A 17,293-nucleotide genomic window follows, 5' to 3' on the forward strand; every position below is an offset into this window, starting at 1 on the left:
AGTAGCGCCCCTTTTCCACCAGATGCTTAAAACTTCGCCATGTCGTCAGAATTACAGACCGCTTTCCCTGCACACCGTTTCTCCATTGCGCCGATGCTCGACTGGACGGACAGACACTGCCGCTATTTCCTGCGCCAGCTCTCCCGCCATACGCTGCTGTACACCGAAATGGTGACCACGGGCGCAATCATTCACGGGAAGGGCGACTATCTGGCCTATAGCGAAGAAGAGCATCCGGTTGCCCTGCAGCTGGGTGGCAGCGATCCGGCCGCGCTGGCGCAGTGCGCGAAGCTGGCGGAAGAACGCGGCTACGACGAGATCAACCTGAACGTTGGCTGCCCGTCCGACCGCGTGCAGAACGGCATGTTTGGCGCCTGCCTGATGGGGAATGCACAGCTGGTAGCGGACTGTATCAAGGCGATGCGCGATGTGGTCTCCATTCCGGTCACGGTCAAAACCCGTATCGGCATTGACGATCAGGACAGCTACGAATTCCTGTGCGACTTCATCAACACGGTATCCGGGAAAGGCGAGTGCGAGATGTTCATCATTCACGCGCGAAAAGCCTGGCTCTCCGGCCTCAGCCCGAAAGAGAACCGTGAGATCCCGCCGCTGGACTATCCGCGCGTGTATCAACTGAAGCGTGACTTCCCGCACCTGACGATGTCCATCAACGGTGGCATCAAGTCGCTGGAAGAGGCCAAAGCGCATCTGGCGCATATGGATGGCGTGATGGTCGGGCGCGAGGCGTATCAGAACCCGGGCATTCTGGCGACGGTCGATCGCGAAATCTTTGGTATCGAAGGCGCGGACACCGATCCGGTTGCGGTCGTGCGTGCGATGTACCCTTACATTGAGCGCGAGTTGAGCAATGGTACCTATCTCGGCCATATCACCCGCCATATGCTTGGTCTGTTCCAGGGGATTCCGGGCGCGCGTCAGTGGCGCCGCTACCTGAGCGAGAATGCGCATAAAGCCGGTGCCGATATTGAGGTGCTGGAACATGCGCTGCGACTGGTGGCGGACAAGCGATAACTTTCGCTAAAAGTTCGTCAAATTCACCACGCCCTGCGAACGTTCGCGGGGCGTTTTGCTTTAATAACAACAGTTTAATACTGGCATGATTCTTGTAATGCTGACTGCATTACTCGGGAACTCGTGGGAGAGCACCATGCTGGAACTACTTTTTGTGATTGGCTTTTTTGTCATGCTGTTAGCGACAGGCGTTTCGCTGCTCGGCATTCTGGCGGCTATCGTGGTGGCGACGGTGGTCATGTTTATTGGCGGACTGTTTGCGCTGACGATCAAACTGTTGCCGTGGCTACTGCTGGCCATTACGGTCGTGTGGGTGATTCGGGCGATTAAAGCGCCAAAAGTGCCCAGTTATCAGCGCAATAACCGCTTCCGTTACTAAGGTATTGAGGGGTTCGTCACATACTTGTAACTTTTCCGGCGGCATGGCTTAGAACAGAATAGGATTTAGTTATCGAATCTGTCACTATGACTGCCGTTAAAGAATTCATCGAGCTGTACCCTACATACAGCCGAACTAAAAAAAGAAAGGGCTTCCCACGGGAAGCCCAATTTCTTTTTGGGACTCAGGGAATCAACAAGCTCGACCCCTGCGTCGCCCGGCTCTCCAGCACCTCATGCGCGCGCCGCGCATCGGTCAACGCGAATTTCTGCGCATCAGCCACATCCACTTTGATGACGCCGCTGGCGATCAGCGAGAACAGCTCGTTGCTGGCTTCCTCAAGTTCTTCCCGGTTGGTGATGTATCCTTGCAGGGAAGGGCGAGTCACATACAGCGAACCTTTCTGGTTCAGTATGCCGAGGTTAACGCCGGTTACCGCGCCTGACGCATTGCCGAAGCTGACCATCAGACCACGGCGCTGCAGACAGTCCAGCGACGCTTCCCAGGTGTCTTTCCCAACCGAGTCATACACGACGCGCACCTTTTTGCCGCTGGTGATCTCCTTCAGCCGTTCGACAATGCTCTCTTCACGGTAGTTAATCACCTGCCAGGCGCCCGCCTGCAGCGCGCGCTGCGCTTTTTGGGCATTGCCCACGGTGCCGATCAGTTTTGCGCCCAGGGCTTTTGCCCACTGACAGGCGATGAGCCCGACGCCGCCCGCCGCGGCATGAAACAGGAACTGCTCGTCGGGTTTAATTTCATAGGTTTTACGCAGCAGGTAGTAAACCGTCAGACCTTTCAGGAACGAGGCCGCCGCCTGTTCGAAGGAGATAGCGTTAGGCAGCAGGGCGGTTTTATCCGCCGGAACGTTGTGGACGGAGCTGTAAGCGCCCAGCGCAGACTGCGCGTATACCACGCGATCGCCCTCTTTAATATGCTTAACCGCGCTGCCCACTTTAACGACGACACCGGCCGCCTCGGTGCCCAGGACGCTCGGCATCGACGGAGGCGGGTAGAGACCGCCGCGAATATAGGTGTCGATGTAGTTAATGCCGATGGCTTTGTTTTCAACCTGCACTTCGTTTTCGCCAGGCGCGGCAGGTGTGAACTCCACCGCTTTCAGTACGTCTGGCCCACCGTGTTTCTGGAATTCAATGCGCGTTGCCATGCTCCCTCCGTAAGAAAAATATGGTAATCTTTCGACCCACTCTTTATCTCGGTAACTCCATTCACTATGGCAGGAAACAAACCCTTCAACAAACAGACTGAACCTCGAGAGCGTGATTTCCAGGTCGCAGGGTTAAAGGTCCCGCCGCACTCGATTGAAGCGGAACAGTCGGTGTTGGGCGGTTTAATGCTGGATAACGAGCGCTGGGACGACGTCGCCGAGCGCGTCGTGGCGGAAGATTTCTACACCCGCCCGCACCGCCACATCTTTACTGAAATGGCGCGCCTGCAGGAATCGGGCAGCCCGATCGACCTGATCACGCTCGCGGAATCGCTGGAGCGTCTTGGTCAGCTCGACAGCTGCGGCGGGTTTGCCTATCTGGCGGAACTGTCAAAAAACACGCCTAGTGCGGCGAACATCAGCGCTTATGCCGATATCGTGCGCGAACGTGCCGTCGTCCGCGAGATGATCTCGGTGGCGAATGAGATCGCCGAGGCCGGTTTTGATCCGCAGGGGCGCACCAGCGAAGACCTGCTCGACCTGGCTGAATCCCGCGTCTTTAAAATCGCCGAAAGCCGCGCCAATAAAGACGAAGGCCCAAAAAACATCGCCGATGTCCTCGACGCCACCGTTGCCCGTATTGAACAGCTGTTCCAGCAGCCGCACGACGGTGTGACCGGGGTAAACACCGGCTATGACGATTTGAACAAGAAAACCGCCGGCCTGCAGCCGTCGGATTTGATTATCGTCGCCGCGCGTCCGTCGATGGGTAAAACTACCTTTGCGATGAACCTCGTCGAAAACGCGGCGATGTTGCAGGATAAGCCGGTGCTGATCTTCAGCCTTGAGATGCCCTCCGAGCAGATTATGATGCGTTCTCTGGCGTCGCTGTCGCGCGTAGATCAGACCCGCATTCGTACCGGCCAGCTCGATGATGAAGACTGGGCGCGCATCTCCGGCACCATGGGCATTCTGCTGGAAAAACGTAACATCTATATCGATGACTCGTCCGGCCTGACGCCGACGGAAGTGCGCTCCCGCGCGCGCCGTATCGCCCGTGAACACGGTGGCATCGGCCTCATCATGATCGACTACCTTCAGCTGATGCGCGTCCCGTCGCTTTCCGACAACCGTACGCTTGAAATTGCGGAGATTTCCCGCTCGCTCAAGGCGTTAGCCAAAGAGCTGCACGTACCGGTAGTCGCGCTGTCGCAGCTGAACCGCTCTCTGGAACAACGTGCCGACAAGCGCCCGGTCAACTCTGACCTGCGTGAGTCTGGCTCCATCGAGCAGGATGCCGACTTAATTATGTTTATCTACCGTGATGAGGTTTATCACGAGAACAGCGACCTGAAAGGGATCGCCGAAATTATTATTGGTAAACAACGTAACGGCCCAATCGGGACGGTGCGTCTGACCTTTAACGGACAGTGGTCGCGTTTCGACAACTATGCCGGTCCTCAATATGATGATGAGTAATTTCTAAGGAATTCAAATGCAAGCGGCAACTGTTGTTATTAACCGCCGCGCTCTGCGACACAACCTGCAACGTCTGCGTGAACTGGCGCCTGCCAGCAAGCTCGTTGCAGTCGTGAAAGCGAACGCTTACGGACACGGTCTTCTTGAGACCGCGCGAACGCTCCCCGATGCCGACGCCTTTGGCGTCGCCCGTCTTGAAGAAGCCCTCCGCCTGCGCGCGGGCGGTATTACTCAACCCATACTGCTCCTCGAAGGCTTTTTCGAAGCCAGCGATCTGCCGACCATTGCTGACCAGCATCTGCACACGGCGGTACATAATGAAGAACAGCTAACCGCACTCGAAACCGCCGAACTGAGCGAGCCGGTGAACGTCTGGATGAAGCTCGACACGGGCATGCACCGTCTTGGCGTGCGTCCGGAAAGCGCGGAAGCGTTTTATCAGCGTTTATGCCGGTGCAAAAACGTGCGTCAGCCGGTGAATATCGTCAGCCACTTCGCCCGTGCCGATGAGCCCGAGTGCGGTGCGACCGAGCGGCAGCTGGATATCTTTAACACCTTCTGCGAAGGCAAGCCGGGGATGCGCTCGATTGCGGCATCCGGCGGGATTCTGCTGTGGCCGCAGTCGCATTTCGACTGGGCGCGACCAGGCATTATTCTCTACGGCGTGTCGCCGCTGGAGAACAAACCCTGGGGGCCGGACTTTGGCTTCCAGCCGGTCATGTCGCTGGTCTCTAACCTGATTGCCGTGCGTGACCATAAAGCAGGTGAGCCTGTGGGCTACGGCGGTACCTGGACCAGCGAGCGTGATACCCGTCTCGGCGTGGTGGCGATGGGTTATGGTGACGGCTATCCGCGCGCCGCGCCTTCGGCCACGCCAGTTCTGGTCAACGGTCGCGAGGTGAAGATTGTTGGCCGCGTGGCGATGGACATGATTTGTGTCGATCTCGGGCCTGAAGCCCAGGATAAGCCCGGCGACGATGTCGTGATGTGGGGGGAAGGTTTGCCCGTTGAACGCATTGCTGAAATTACGAAAGTGAGTGCTTACGAACTTATCACGCGCCTGACGTCAAGGGTGGCGATGAAGTACATCGACTAACATTTCATTCCAGGGAAGGATAATGCCCCCTTCAGAAATCGCGGCTTGTCTGGCCTATGCGCTCTCCGTCTGGCTGGCCGCCAGAAATAACATCCATACGTGGTGGATTGGCATCATAGGCAGCGGGCTTTATGCCTGGGTCTTTTATTCTGTGCAGCTTTATGCTGACGTTACGCTTCAATTCTTCTTCATTGTTACGAGCATAACCGGCTGGTTGCACTGGCTTAAAGGCAACCATGGAGAGGTATTGCCTGTTCGTCGTACCAAACCGGGGCATTTCTTGATGCTCCTGGCCTGTGCCGTGAGCGTGGCGGCGGTGTATGGACTGATATTGCATCTCTATACGAATGCCTGGGCTCCCTGGCTGGATTCCATCATTTTGACATTCAGCGTTCTTGCTCAGTTTATGCTGATGGGACGACGTCTGGAAAACTGGTACGTCTGGATTGCCGTTAACACGCTGGCGGTACCGCTGTATGCGATGAGGGACCTGCATCTGACCGCCGGGTTATATTTGCTATTTTGGTTTAATGCATGGCATGGACTGTATCAGTGGCGTAAGGAGATCCGCGCGCAATGAAGCGTTATGCCAGCGGCCTGGTTGTGGGCAAATTTGCACCTTTGCATTCAGGGCATGAAGCGCTTATCAATGCGGCTCTTGAGCAGTGCGAGACGGTCTGTATCATCAGCTATTCGTCGCCGGAAATACGCGGTTACGAACCTGAAAAGCGGCTTAACTGGTTAACAACGCGCTTCCCGCAATGTCGCCACCTCGTGCTTTCGCCGCAAGTGTTGGCTTCATATGGCCTTGCGCCACATCCACCGAATGACGCTGATGACGATCTTCACCGGCATTATGTTGCAACGCTATGTGAGGACATTTTGCATTGTCAGCCAGAGGCGGTATTTACTGCCGAAGACTATGGAGACGGGTTTGCTAGTGTGTTGAGCCAACGTTTCGGACGACCGGTTGCGCACGTTCGTCTCCAGCGTCCACTGGGACCTGATGCCCCTTCGGGAACGCGCATACGTTCTGATGTTCATCGTTATCGTAAGATGATGTCCCCAGAGGTGTACCGAAGCTTTGTTTTTCGTATCTGCTTATTAGGTGGAGAATCGACGGGCAAAAGCACGCTAGCAAAGGCACTGGCGCAGACGCTAAACGTTCCGTACGTTGCAGAGTATGGTCGTGAACACTGGGAAGCGAAGAACGGCATCCTGGAGCTGGAGGATTTGCTGCATATTGCCCGCGAGCAAGTGCGCCGGGAAGCATTAGCCTGCACGGCGCCTTATCTGGTCTGTGATACGTCACCTTTAACGACCCTGTTTTACACACTCGATCAGTTTGGCAGCGCGCCGCAGGCGTTAAAGGAGTTAGCTGAACGAGACTATGCACTGGTCGTACTTTGCGGAGATGAATTTCCGTTTGTACAGGATGGCACCCGGCAGGGCGAGGCGTTTCGCCACAGACAGCAGGTATGGTATGAAGCAGAGCTATCGGCACGAAATATTCCTTTTCTGCGCGTGCAGGGCTCACTGCCTGAGCGAATCGATCAAATTTGCCGATATATCCAGGGGCTGGCCTGATATCGCTCTCGACCTTCTCCTACTTCCGGTTTATTGTTGAAATCCCTGCCTCATCGAATTCCGGAGAACCATCGCGTGTTTCAGAAAGTTGACGCCTATGCCGGCGACCCTATCCTCTCCTTAATGGAGCGTTTCAAAGAAGATCCTCGCAGCGACAAAGTGAACCTCAGCATCGGTCTGTATTACAACGAGGATGGCATCATTCCTCAGTTAAAAGCCGTTGCCGAAGCCGAAGCGCGTCTGAATGCTGTTCCACACGGTGCTTCTCTTTATCTGCCGATGGAAGGGTTAAACGCCTACCGCAACACCATCGCTCCGCTGTTATTCGGTGCCGATCACGCGGTGCTCGCGCAAAAACGCGTGGCGACCATCCAGACGCTGGGCGGCTCGGGTGCGCTGAAAGTGGGTGCAGACTTCCTGAAAAAATACTTCCCGGATTCAGGCGTGTGGGTCAGTGACCCGACGTGGGAAAACCACGTTGCGATCTTCGAGGGCGCAGGTTTCAGCGTGGCGACCTATCCGTGGTTCGACAGCGAAACGAACGGCGTGCGCGTCGAAGCACTGCTGGAAAAACTGAACACCCTGCCGGCGCGCAGCATTGTGCTGCTGCATCCATGCTGCCATAACCCGACCGGGGCGGATCTCACCAACGCCCAGTGGGATGCGGTGATTGAGGTACTGAAGGCCCGCGACCTGATTCCGTTCCTCGACATTGCCTACCAGGGCTTTGGCGCGGGCATGGAAGAAGATGCTTACGCCATCCGCGCCGTGGCCAGCGCAGGTCTGCCAGCGCTGGTAAGTAACTCCTTCTCTAAAATCTTCTCCCTGTACGGTGAACGCGTTGGCGGTCTGTCCGTGGTCTGTGAAGACGCCGAAGCGGCGGGTCGCGTGCTCGGCCAGCTGAAAGCGACGGTACGCCGTATCTACTCCAGCCCGCCAAACTTTGGTGCGCAGGTGGTGGCGACGGTTCTCGGTGACGAGCAGCTGAAAGCGTCCTGGCTTGGCGAAGTGGAAGCGATGCGTAAGCGCATCCTGTCTATGCGTCAGGAACTGGTTAACGTCCTGAAAGAGGCGGTGCCGGGACATAACTTCGACTATCTGCTCAAGCAGCGCGGGATGTTCAGCTATACCGGACTGAGCGCGGCGCAGGTCGATCGCCTGCGCGAAGAGTTCGGCGTTTATCTCATTGCCAGCGGCCGTATGTGCGTGGCGGGTCTGAATTCCAGCAACGTTCATCGCGTGGCGCAGGCGTTTGCCGCTGTAATGTAAGTACTCACTATTCATTTCCCCCTCTCCCTGTGGGAGAGGGTTGGGGTGAGGACATCAGGTCGTACAAGAATCTTGCCCGGTGGCGCTTCGCTTACCGGGCCTACGGGCTGGGTGTTCTCCCTCTCCCTGTGGGAGAGGGCTGGGGTGAGGGCATCAGGCCGCAGAAAATCTTGCCCGGTGGCGGCTGCGCCTTACCGGGCCTACATCACTCATCCACTCTTTGTGATCATCTTCTTTTTATTCCGCTTCATAAGCAAAAACTCCTTCCCTTCACCTCCCGCTGGGGTTATGGTCGGATAGTTTTTTGACCATCTACTCAAATTAAAACGATAACAAACTGAATATTCAGGGGAAAATATGCGCAAGATCACACTGGCGCTCAGCGCCGCCTGCTTATTGTTCTCGCTTAATAGCGCCGTCGTCGCGCGAGCTTCTGCCCCGACGCCGCTTTACACCGGCACCACCGCCGCCATTCTCGCCGAGCAGGCACCCATTCACTGGGTTTCCGTGGCCCAAATCGAAAACAGCCTGATCGGCCGCCCGCCAATGGCCGTGGGTTTTGACATTGACGATACAGTGCTGTTCTCAAGCCCCGGCTTCTGGCGCGGGAAGAAAACGTATTCACCCGACAGCGAAGCGTATCTGAAGAACCCGGAATTCTGGGAAAAAATGAATAACGGTTGGGACGAATTCAGCATCCCGAAAGAGGTTGCCCGTGCGCTTATTGCTATGCACGTGAAGCGCGGTGACAGCATCTACTTTGTCACCGGCCGCAGTCAGACCAAAACCGAAACCGTCTCTAAAACGCTGCAGGATGATTTCCAGATCCCGGCAACCAGCATGAATCCGGTCATTTTTGCCGGTGACAAAGAAGGGCAAAACACCAAAACCCAGTGGCTGGAAAAGAAAAATATCAAAGTATTCTACGGCGATTCGGATAACGACATCACCGCCGCGCATGACGTGGGAGCCAGAGGGATCAGGGTGTTGCGCGCCTCTAACTCGACCTATCGACCGCTTCCGATGGCCGGAAAGTTTGGCGAAGAGGTGATCGTCAATTCGGAGTATTAAGTACATGGCAGCGGGTTTGACTCTTTTTTAATCAAATCTCGCTGCTGCGGGTTTTACCTTTCGTCTTCTTGCTGCACACTTAGAAAGATTCATCTTTCATCACGGAGCAGCACATGTGGTATCAACAGACCCTGACCTTAAGCGCTAAACCACGCGGATTTCACCTGGTGACGGATGAAGTCATCGGTCAACTCCGCGACCTGTCGCGGGTGAAAACGGGTTTGCTGCATCTGCTGCTTCAGCACACGTCCGCCTCTCTCACGCTTAATGAAAATTGCGATCCCACCGTCCGGTCCGACATGGAGCACCATTTTCTGAAGAGCGTCCCGGACAACGCGCCTTACGAGCATGACTATGAGGGGGCGGACGATATGCCTTCGCATATTAAATCCTCCCTGCTGGGCGTATCGTTGATGCTGCCGGTTCACAACGGGCGGTTGCTGTTGGGAACGTGGCAGGGGATCTGGCTGGGAGAGCATCGCATTCACGGTGGTTCGCGTAAAATTATCGCCACGCTACAAGGGGAATAAAGATGACAATTTCGGAGATACTTCAGTACTGCATGAGCAAGCCCGGCGCGGAGCAGAGCGTTCATAGCGACTGGAAAGCCACGCAGATTAAAGTGGGAGATGTCCTGTTTGCGATGGTGAAAGAGGTGGAAGGCCGTCCGGCGGCGTCGCTGAAAACCAGCCCTGAACTGGCGGATTTGCTACGTCAACAGCATGATGACGTGAGGCCGAGCAAGCACCTCAATAAGGCGCACTGGAGCACCGTCTATCTGGATGGATCGATTCCAGGCTCACAGATCTACTACCTGGTGGATGCGTCCTATCAGCAGGCGGTTGAGCTGCTGCCGGAAACCACCCGACAGCAACTCTCCGTGTGACAATTACAGCAACGGTTTAAGGAAGCGCGCGGTGTGCGAGGCTTCGCACTCTGCAACGGTCTCTGGCGTACCGGAGACGAGAATTTCACCGCCGCCGCTGCCGCCTTCCGGGCCGAGATCGACAATCCAGTCCGCGGTTTTAATCACGTCCAGGTTATGTTCGATGACCACGATAGTGTTGCCCTGATCGCGCAGCTGATGCAGAACCTCGAGCAGCTGCTGGATGTCGGCAAAGTGCAGGCCCGTAGTCGGCTCGTCCAGAATGTAGAGCGTCTGACCTGTGCCGCGTTTTGACAGCTCACGCGCCAGCTTCACGCGCTGCGCTTCACCGCCGGACAGCGTGGTTGCCGACTGCCCCAGACGAATGTAGGTCAGGCCTACGTCCATCAGCGTCTGCAGCTTACGCGCCAGCGCAGGGACGGCGTCAAAGAACTCGCGCGCCTCTTCGATGGTCATGTCCAGCACTTCGTGGATGGTCTTGCCTTTGTACTTAATCTCCAGCGTTTCGCGGTTATAGCGTTTGCCTTTGCACTGGTCGCACGGCACGTAGATATCCGGCAGGAAGTGCATCTCAACCTTGATCACGCCGTCGCCCTGGCACGCTTCGCAGCGGCCACCGCGCACGTTAAAGCTGAAGCGTCCTGGCGTATAGCCGCGTGAACGCGCTTCCGGCACACCGGCAAACAGTTCACGTACGGGCGTGAAGACGCCGGTATAGGTTGCCGGGTTAGAGCGCGGGGTACGGCCAATCGGGCTCTGGTCAATGTCGATAACTTTATCGAAATGCTCCAGACCCTGGATATCGCGGTACGGTGCAGGCTCGGCCAGCGTCGCGCCGTTCAGCGCCGTCTGCGCAATCGGGAACAGCGTATCGTTGATCAGCGTCGATTTACCGGAACCGGACACGCCGGTGATACAGGTAAACAGGCCAACCGGCAGCGTCAGGGTGACGTCTTTCAGGTTGTTGCCGCGCGCGCCGGTCAGCTTCAGCACTTTTTCCGGATCTGCCGCTACGCGCTGTTTCGGCACTTCAATCTTGCGCTTGCCGCTCATGAACTGGCCGGTCAGCGATTCGGGTACCGCCATAATGTCCTTCAGCGTCCCTTCCGCGACTACCTGACCGCCGTGCACGCCAGCGCCTGGGCCAATGTCGATGACGTGGTCAGCCGCGCGGATCGCATCTTCATCGTGCTCGACCACAATTACCGTGTTGCCGAGGTTGCGCAGGTGAACCAGCGTCCCGAGCAGGCGCTCGTTGTCGCGCTGGTGCAGGCCGATGGACGGCTCATCCAGCACGTACATCACGCCTACCAGACCCGCACCAATCTGGCTCGCCAGACGGATACGCTGGGCTTCACCGCCGGAGAGCGTTTCTGCCGAGCGGGAAAGCGTCAGGTAGTTCAGGCCGACGTTCACCAGGAACTTCAGGCGATCGCCGATCTCTTTCAGCACTTTTTCGGCAATTTTCGCGCGCTGGCCGGAGAGCTTCAGGTTGTTGAAGAAGTCCATCGCATGGCCGATGCTCATGTCTGAGATGGTCGGCAGCGCGGTGTTTTCCACAAACACGTGGCGCGCTTCGCGACGCAGACGCGTGCCCTCACAGGTGGCGCAGGAGCGGTTGCTGATGAACTTTGCCAGCTCCTCGCGCACCGCGCTGGATTCGGTCTCTTTGTAGCGGCGCTCCATGTTGTGCAGCACCCCTTCGAACGGGTGGCGACGCACGGAGGTATCGCCGCGATCGTTCATATACTTGAACTCGATGTTCTCTTTGCCGGAACCGAACAGGATCACTTTGTGCACGTTCGGGGTCAGGCTCGCCCACGGGGCTTCGACGTCGAACTTATAGTGCTCTGCCAGCGATTTCAGCATCTGGAAGTAGTAGAAGTTACGCTTGTCCCAGCCGCGAATGGCGCCGCCCGCCAGCGACAGTTCCGGGTTCTGAATCACGCGGTCCGGGTCGAAATACTGCTGGACGCCCAGGCCGTCACAGGTCGGGCACGCGCCCGCCGGGTTGTTGAATGAGAACAGGCGCGGTTCCAGCTCGCGCATGCTGTAGCCGCAAATCGGGCAGGCGAAGTTGGCGGAGAAGAGCAGCTCTTCCGCTTTTGGGTCGTCCATGTCGGAGACCACGGCCGTGCCGCCAGAAAGTTCCAGCGCCGTTTCAAAGGATTCCGCCAGGCGCGTGGCGAGATCGTCGCGCACCTTAAAGCGGTCAATCACCACCTCGATGGTGTGCTTCTTCTGCAGCTCCAGCTTTGGCGGATCGGACAGGTCGCACACCTCGCCGTCGATACGGGCGCGGATATAGCCCTGGCTTGCCAGGTTTTCCAGCGTTTTGGTGTGTTCGCCTTTTCGCTCTTTAATGATCGGCGCCAGCAGCATCAGGCGTTTGCCTTCCGGCTGCGACAGCACGTTATCCACCATCTGGCTGACGGTCTGGGCCGCCAGCGGGACGTCGTGGTCCGGGCAGCGCGGCTCGCCCACGCGGGCATACAGCAGACGCAGGTAGTCATGAATTTCGGTAATGGTACCGACCGTTGAACGCGGGTTATGCGAGGTGGACTTCTGCTCAATAGAGATAGCAGGGGACAACCCTTCAATGTGGTCGACATCCGGTTTTTCCATCAGCGACAGGAACTGACGCGCGTACGCAGAGAGCGATTCAACGTAACGACGCTGTCCTTCGGCATACAAAGTGTCGAAAGCCAGTGAGGATTTGCCAGACCCCGAAAGCCCGGTCACGACAATGAGTTTGTCGCGAGGGATTATGAGGTTGATATTCTTGAGATTGTGGGTGCGGGCGCCCCGAACTTCGATCTTATCCATTCACCTTTCCCGGTTGGAACACGGATTGCCTGATTTGTTTGAAGGACAAACGGCTGTCAGAAACGGCTAATTATGACACAATTTGACCTGTTTGAATATACAGTATTGGAATGCATTTTCTGATTGGCTGTGTAACAATGTGGAGTTGCGAGAGAACTCTGGAACGTGCTACGCAACTATCAAAGTGCAGCATGGAAATGGTACACTCGCGCGTTTACACTATTAAGAAACGTATTCAGGAGACACGAACATGGCCAGCAGAGGCGTAAACAAGGTGATTCTCGTCGGTAATCTGGGCCAGGACCCGGAAGTACGCTACATGCCGAGTGGTGGCGCAGTTGCCAACATTACGCTGGCTACTTCCGAATCCTGGCGTGATAAAGCGACCGGTGAGATGAAAGAGCAGACCGAATGGCACCGCGTTGTGCTGTTTGGCAAACTGGCCGAAGTGGCCGGTGAGTATCTGCGTAAAGGTTCTCAGGTCTATATCGAAGGCCAGCTGCGTACCCGCAAATGGACCGATCAGTCCGGTGCTGAGAAGTACACCACGGAAGTCGTGGTCAACGTGGGCGGTACCATGCAGATGCTGGGTGGCCGTCAGGGCGGTGGCGCACCGGCTGGCGGCGGTCAGAGCCAGCAGCAGGGCGGTTGGGGTCAGCCTCAGCAGCCGCAGGGCGGCAACCAGTTCAGCGGCGGCGCGCAGTCTCGTCCGCAGCAGCAGTCTGCTCCGGCGCCGTCTAACGAACCGCCAATGGATTTCGACGACGACATTCCGTTCTGATTTCCGCGTGCTGAAAACAAAAAACCCAGACTATCGTCTGGGTTTTTTTATTCCGTCAGGGATCAGGTAATCACCATCGGCCAGTCTGGCGGCGTGTGGCTCATCGCCTCAACCATCACCACTTTAATATTTTCCCAGACGGCGGCGATATCCAGCAGGGTGATGCCAAGCAGACCCGTTGCAAACCAGCAGGCTGCACCCAGCCCCAGCAGGGTGCTGATGACAGCAAGACCCGCATAGTCAGATTTACGAAACTGAATATTCAGCGTGCTGGCTAAAAACATCAGTACCGCACTCAACAAAGGCCAGCGCAGGAGAACCATGCTGGTAGTAATGGTTGCCATAAAACCCATCCTCTACAAAACAGACGAACTGAATGAAACGGTGTTTCTCGTTACAAAATATGTGTGAACTATATCACATTTGTTGATTTATTCGCCAGTGTCTGAGTGATCAAAAAAGAGGATTTTATTCTTCAGAAAAGGCGATTGCGCGGGTTGGTTCGGCCTTCGGCGCACGAGGAGGTGGGCACACAGCGTGCCGGAAACGCACATCGGGCAGGTGGTGATACCGCAAATTCGGTTTTTATAAGAGGGACGTTATTCTCACCCAATCCTGAAAATATTGTGGTGAAGGCTGACTATTTATAAATCAACGAACACAATGCCTCCGAGCAAATAGTATAAAACGTCCCGATGAAGTTGTACTTTTTTCATGCTGTCAGACGTTTGGCTTAATCAACGATCGTCTGTTGTGTTATCTTCCCGTCAGCCCTAACGGGCTGGATAATTATTTTCCTTAATTGAAACGGAACGAATACTTACAGTTTAACTTACGGGAAAATATTATCGGCATAACGAAATTTAAGATTTTTAATACTAAAAGTCAGTTGCTAACTTCGCATGATTCATGCAACGTAATCACCTGTTTAACAAAGCATCCGGCCTTCATTACTACAGGCGTACAACATGCAGGGATATAGGGCGGGAAATGAATCGTAGCGCGCGGCGCAAAATGCTCAGGGTGGTAGGGATCATCATGGTAGTTATGCTGCCGGTGATGCTTGCGCTATGGTTTGCCCAGCTACGAGCCGTTTCTGAAACAAGCGCCCAGCTACGCACATTTGCTGAACTGGCTTTAGACAAAACAGAGCTGGTTATTCAACAGGTTGAGCTGGCCAGGGACGAGGCGGTAAAATATCAGGGCGAGCTTTGCACGCCGGGACACCGTCAATATATGCTGAACGTTGTTCGTGGCCGCCTGTTTGTCGCCGATTTAATTTACGCTGAAGGTCAGAATTTTCTTTGTTCGACCGTTTTTACACCGGATCACCCCTACGCCATTCCTGTCGCTAATTACACGCGTAAACCTGACGTCGCTATCTATTATTATCGCGACACCCCATTTTATACTGGCTATAAAATGACATATATGCAGCGCGGAAATTATGTGGTTGTCGTCAACCCGCTTTCATACAGCGAAGTCATGTCCGCGGATCATTCTCTCTCCTGGGGTGTGTACGACACGGTAACCAATGCTTTCTTTTCCGTCAGCCAGAAAGCCAATGTTTCTTTATTAAATTCGATGATTCGGGATAAGGAATCGGTATTTCAAAAAGATAACCGCTTTTATACGATCGTAACATCTCCCAAAAGACCGATTGCGGCCATTGTCTCGACATCAAATAAACGCTTTTATGAAACGCTTTATCACCAGGCGACGTTGACGCTGCCGCTGGGCATGATCTGCAGCATTATTATTTTGCTGGTATGGTCCCGTACCCATCGTGAGCTTAATTCGCCGGGGCGCTTACTGCACCGCGCGCTGAACAAACGACAGCTTTGCGTCCACTATCAGCCGATTATTGATATTAAGAATAACCAGTGTGTGGGCGCGGAGGCGCTGTTACGCTGGCCTGGCTTTAACGGGCAGGTGATGAGCCCGGCTGAGTTTATCCCGCTGGCGGAAAGTGAGGGAATGAGCGAGCGGATTACGGACTATGTCGTTGAGGAGGTGTTCAACGATCTGGGTCATTTCCTGGCCGAGCATCCGCATCTCTATATTTCGATTAACCTGTCGGCCACGGACTTCCACTCCTCGCGGCTGATCGCCATGATTTCCGAAAAGGCCCGCCACTACGCGGTCCGTGCGCAGCAAATCAAAATAGAAGTGACGGAACGCGGTTTTATCGATGTGCCAAAAACCACGCCGGTGATTCAGGCTTTCCGTCAGGCGGGTTATGAAGTCGCGATCGATGATTTCGGTACCGGCTACTCGAACCTGCACAACCTCTACTCGCTGAACGTGGATATTCTGAAAATCGATAAATCGTTTATCGATACCTTAACGACCAACAGTACCAGCCACCTGATCGCCGAGCATATTATCGAGATGGCGCAAAGCCTGCGGCTGAAAACCATTGCGGAAGGGGTAGAGACGGCAGAGCAGGTGAGCTGGCTGTTGAAGCGCGGCGTCCAGTTTTGTCAGGGATGGCACTTCGCGAAAGCGATGCCGCCCCAGGAATTTATGACCTGGCAGCAGCAGCCTTTGCACTGAGGGTGATTAATTCAACTGGTGGCGATAGTCGCTCGGCGTGCGGTCAAACTCGCGGCGAAACACGCGGGAAAAGGTTTGTTGCGACACATAGCCAAGGTCCATCGCGATATCAAAAATGGGCCGCTGCGTGGAGCGTAGCGCCTGCGCCGCCAGCAGCAGTCTGCGCTGGCGAATGTACTCGCCCAGCGTCTGATGCATGACCGTGCGGAACATTCTCTGTAAATACCATTTCGAATAGCCCGACTTTTTAGCGACCACATCAATGTTCAACGGTTGGTCGATATGTTCATCAATCCATTCAATAAGCGTCTGAATAATCTGCTGATGCGACATAAGGTTGCCCCTCTGTAGATACAACTATCTCGGTTAATTCGTCGTTTTCTCTGCGGGCGAGTATAATTCCTCAAGTTAACTTGAGGTAAAGAGGTTTTATGGAAAAGAGATTGCCGCGAATTAAAGCGCTTTTAACCCCCGGCGAAGTGGCGAAGCGAAGCGGCGTTGCGGTATCGGCGCTCCACTTCTATGAAAGCAAAGGGTTAATTAAAAGCATCCGCAACGGCGGCAACCAGCGCCGCTATACCCGAGACGTGCTCCGCTACGTGGCGATTATCAAAATTGCGCAACGAATCGGAATCCCCCTGGCCACCATCGGCGAGGCGTTTGGCGTGCTGCCTGAAGGGCATACGCTGAGCCCGAAAGAGTGGAAAGAGCTGTCTTCCCAGTGGCGTGAAGAGCTGGACCGGCGTATTCATACGCTGGTCGTCCTGCGTGATGAGCTGGACGGTTGTATCGGCTGCGGCTGCCTGTCGCGTAGCGATTGTCCGTTGCGTAACCCTGGCGACAGGCTGGGTGAGCAGGGGACGGGGGCGCGGCTGCTGGAAGAGGATTGAGTTTGTGCGGCCGGCAAAAAGCATAATAAAGAACTAAAGCGCCACATAAGGGCGCTTTAGTTTTTCCCGGTCTTTGTCTTTCACTCTATCCCGCTGGTTCACGGGAGGGTTTCCCCCGACATCAGCACCCCTCAGTGTCGAGCTGGTTGGGGAGGTTCCGGATTGTGCTGACACTTTAATTCTATGCAAGACCCGTTTTTTCGCCAGCCTCACCGACCGTTTTTTAGACGAATTTTTTTCGCGGTGTTGTTCAATTTTCTATAGTTAAAA

The 17,293-nt window shown here is 55.4% G+C and carries 17 protein-coding genes; 13 read left to right on the forward strand and 4 right to left on the reverse strand.

What is annotated here, in order from left to right:
* The first annotated feature begins 39 nt into the window (after positions 1–39).
* A complete protein-coding gene (gene dusA, locus SPG90_RS19875; protein WP_045355242.1) occupies positions 40–1,035 on the forward strand; it encodes a tRNA dihydrouridine(20/20a) synthase DusA in 996 nt (331 codons plus the stop codon).
* Between the two features lie 136 nt (positions 1,036–1,171).
* A complete protein-coding gene (pspG, locus tag SPG90_RS19880) occupies positions 1,172–1,414 on the forward strand; it encodes an envelope stress response protein PspG (RefSeq protein WP_126304325.1) in 243 nt (80 codons plus the stop codon).
* 184 nt (positions 1,415–1,598) lie between these two features.
* On the opposite strand, the gene SPG90_RS19885 is transcribed toward pspG, so the two are convergent.
* Positions 1,599–2,582, reverse strand: coding sequence for a quinone oxidoreductase (locus SPG90_RS19885; RefSeq protein WP_126304283.1), 984 nt, complete (start codon positions 2,580–2,582; stop codon positions 1,599–1,601).
* A gap of 66 nt (positions 2,583–2,648) precedes the next feature.
* Here SPG90_RS19885 and dnaB point away from each other — a divergent pair, with 66 nt between their 5' ends.
* From dnaB to SPG90_RS19925, 8 genes are all read left to right on the forward strand, one after another.
* Positions 2,649–4,061 carry a replicative DNA helicase gene (gene dnaB, locus SPG90_RS19890; protein WP_023310046.1) on the forward strand — a complete coding sequence of 471 codons (1,413 nt, stop codon included), beginning with the start codon at positions 2,649–2,651 and terminating at the stop codon, positions 4,059–4,061.
* Positions 4,062–4,077: 16 nt separating this feature from the next.
* Positions 4,078–5,157 carry an alanine racemase gene (alr, locus tag SPG90_RS19895; protein ID WP_126304285.1) on the forward strand — a complete coding sequence of 360 codons (1,080 nt, stop codon included), beginning with the start codon at positions 4,078–4,080 and terminating at the stop codon, positions 5,155–5,157.
* Between the two features lie 22 nt (positions 5,158–5,179).
* Positions 5,180–5,737 (forward strand): nicotinamide riboside transporter PnuC, encoded by a 558-nt coding sequence (gene pnuC, locus SPG90_RS19900; protein ID WP_322408288.1) that lies wholly within the window; start codon positions 5,180–5,182, stop codon positions 5,735–5,737.
* Positions 5,734–6,744 (forward strand): AAA family ATPase, encoded by a 1,011-nt coding sequence (locus SPG90_RS19905; protein ID WP_126304287.1) that lies wholly within the window; start codon positions 5,734–5,736, stop codon positions 6,742–6,744. The genes pnuC and SPG90_RS19905 overlap by 4 nt, the downstream gene beginning before the upstream one ends.
* Before the next feature lie 75 nt (positions 6,745–6,819).
* Positions 6,820–8,013: an aromatic amino acid transaminase gene (gene tyrB, locus SPG90_RS19910; protein ID WP_126304289.1), complete on the forward strand. Its 1,194-nt coding sequence runs from the start codon at positions 6,820–6,822 to the stop codon at positions 8,011–8,013.
* Between the two features lie 357 nt (positions 8,014–8,370).
* Positions 8,371–9,084, forward strand: a complete 714-nt coding sequence (gene aphA, locus SPG90_RS19915) for an acid phosphatase AphA (protein ID WP_045355260.1) — start codon at positions 8,371–8,373, stop codon at positions 9,082–9,084.
* Between the two features lie 113 nt (positions 9,085–9,197).
* Positions 9,198–9,614, forward strand: a complete 417-nt coding sequence (locus SPG90_RS19920) for a secondary thiamine-phosphate synthase enzyme YjbQ (RefSeq protein ID WP_023310052.1) — start codon at positions 9,198–9,200, stop codon at positions 9,612–9,614.
* A gap of 2 nt (positions 9,615–9,616) precedes the next feature.
* Entirely contained in the window at positions 9,617–9,970 is a 354-nt protein-coding gene (locus tag SPG90_RS19925; RefSeq protein WP_023310053.1) for an MmcQ/YjbR family DNA-binding protein, read from the forward strand.
* Between the two features lie 3 nt (positions 9,971–9,973).
* On the opposite strand, the gene uvrA is transcribed toward SPG90_RS19925, so the two are convergent.
* Positions 9,974–12,796 (reverse strand): excinuclease ABC subunit UvrA, encoded by a 2,823-nt coding sequence (uvrA, locus tag SPG90_RS19930; RefSeq protein ID WP_045355262.1) that lies wholly within the window; start codon positions 12,794–12,796, stop codon positions 9,974–9,976.
* 250 nt (positions 12,797–13,046) lie between these two features.
* Here uvrA and ssb1 point away from each other — a divergent pair, with 250 nt between their 5' ends.
* Positions 13,047–13,577, forward strand: coding sequence for a single-stranded DNA-binding protein SSB1 (gene ssb1, locus SPG90_RS19935; RefSeq protein ID WP_023310055.1), 531 nt, complete (start codon positions 13,047–13,049; stop codon positions 13,575–13,577).
* A gap of 62 nt (positions 13,578–13,639) precedes the next feature.
* Here ssb1 and SPG90_RS19940 read toward each other — a convergent pair whose 3' ends face one another.
* Positions 13,640–13,921, reverse strand: coding sequence for a YjcB family protein (locus SPG90_RS19940; protein WP_008503385.1), 282 nt, complete (start codon positions 13,919–13,921; stop codon positions 13,640–13,642).
* 646 nt (positions 13,922–14,567) lie between these two features.
* Between SPG90_RS19940 and SPG90_RS19945 the strand changes: the two genes are divergently transcribed.
* Positions 14,568–16,133 carry an EAL domain-containing protein gene (locus SPG90_RS19945; protein ID WP_045402478.1) on the forward strand — a complete coding sequence of 522 codons (1,566 nt, stop codon included), beginning with the start codon at positions 14,568–14,570 and terminating at the stop codon, positions 16,131–16,133.
* Positions 16,134–16,139: 6 nt separating this feature from the next.
* On the opposite strand, the gene soxS is transcribed toward SPG90_RS19945, so the two are convergent.
* Positions 16,140–16,466 carry a superoxide response transcriptional regulator SoxS gene (gene soxS / locus SPG90_RS19950; RefSeq protein ID WP_013095071.1) on the reverse strand — a complete coding sequence of 109 codons (327 nt, stop codon included), beginning with the start codon at positions 16,464–16,466 and terminating at the stop codon, positions 16,140–16,142.
* Positions 16,467–16,564: 98 nt separating this feature from the next.
* Here soxS and soxR point away from each other — a divergent pair, with 98 nt between their 5' ends.
* Positions 16,565–17,023, forward strand: coding sequence for a redox-sensitive transcriptional activator SoxR (soxR, locus tag SPG90_RS19955; protein WP_023310057.1), 459 nt, complete (start codon positions 16,565–16,567; stop codon positions 17,021–17,023).
* Positions 17,024–17,293: the final 270 nt, after the last annotated feature.

Origin of the sequence: Enterobacter sp. D2 (assembly GCF_034427575.1) — a bacterium.
Taxonomy (GTDB): Bacteria; Pseudomonadota; Gammaproteobacteria; order Enterobacterales; family Enterobacteriaceae; genus Enterobacter; species Enterobacter cloacae_M.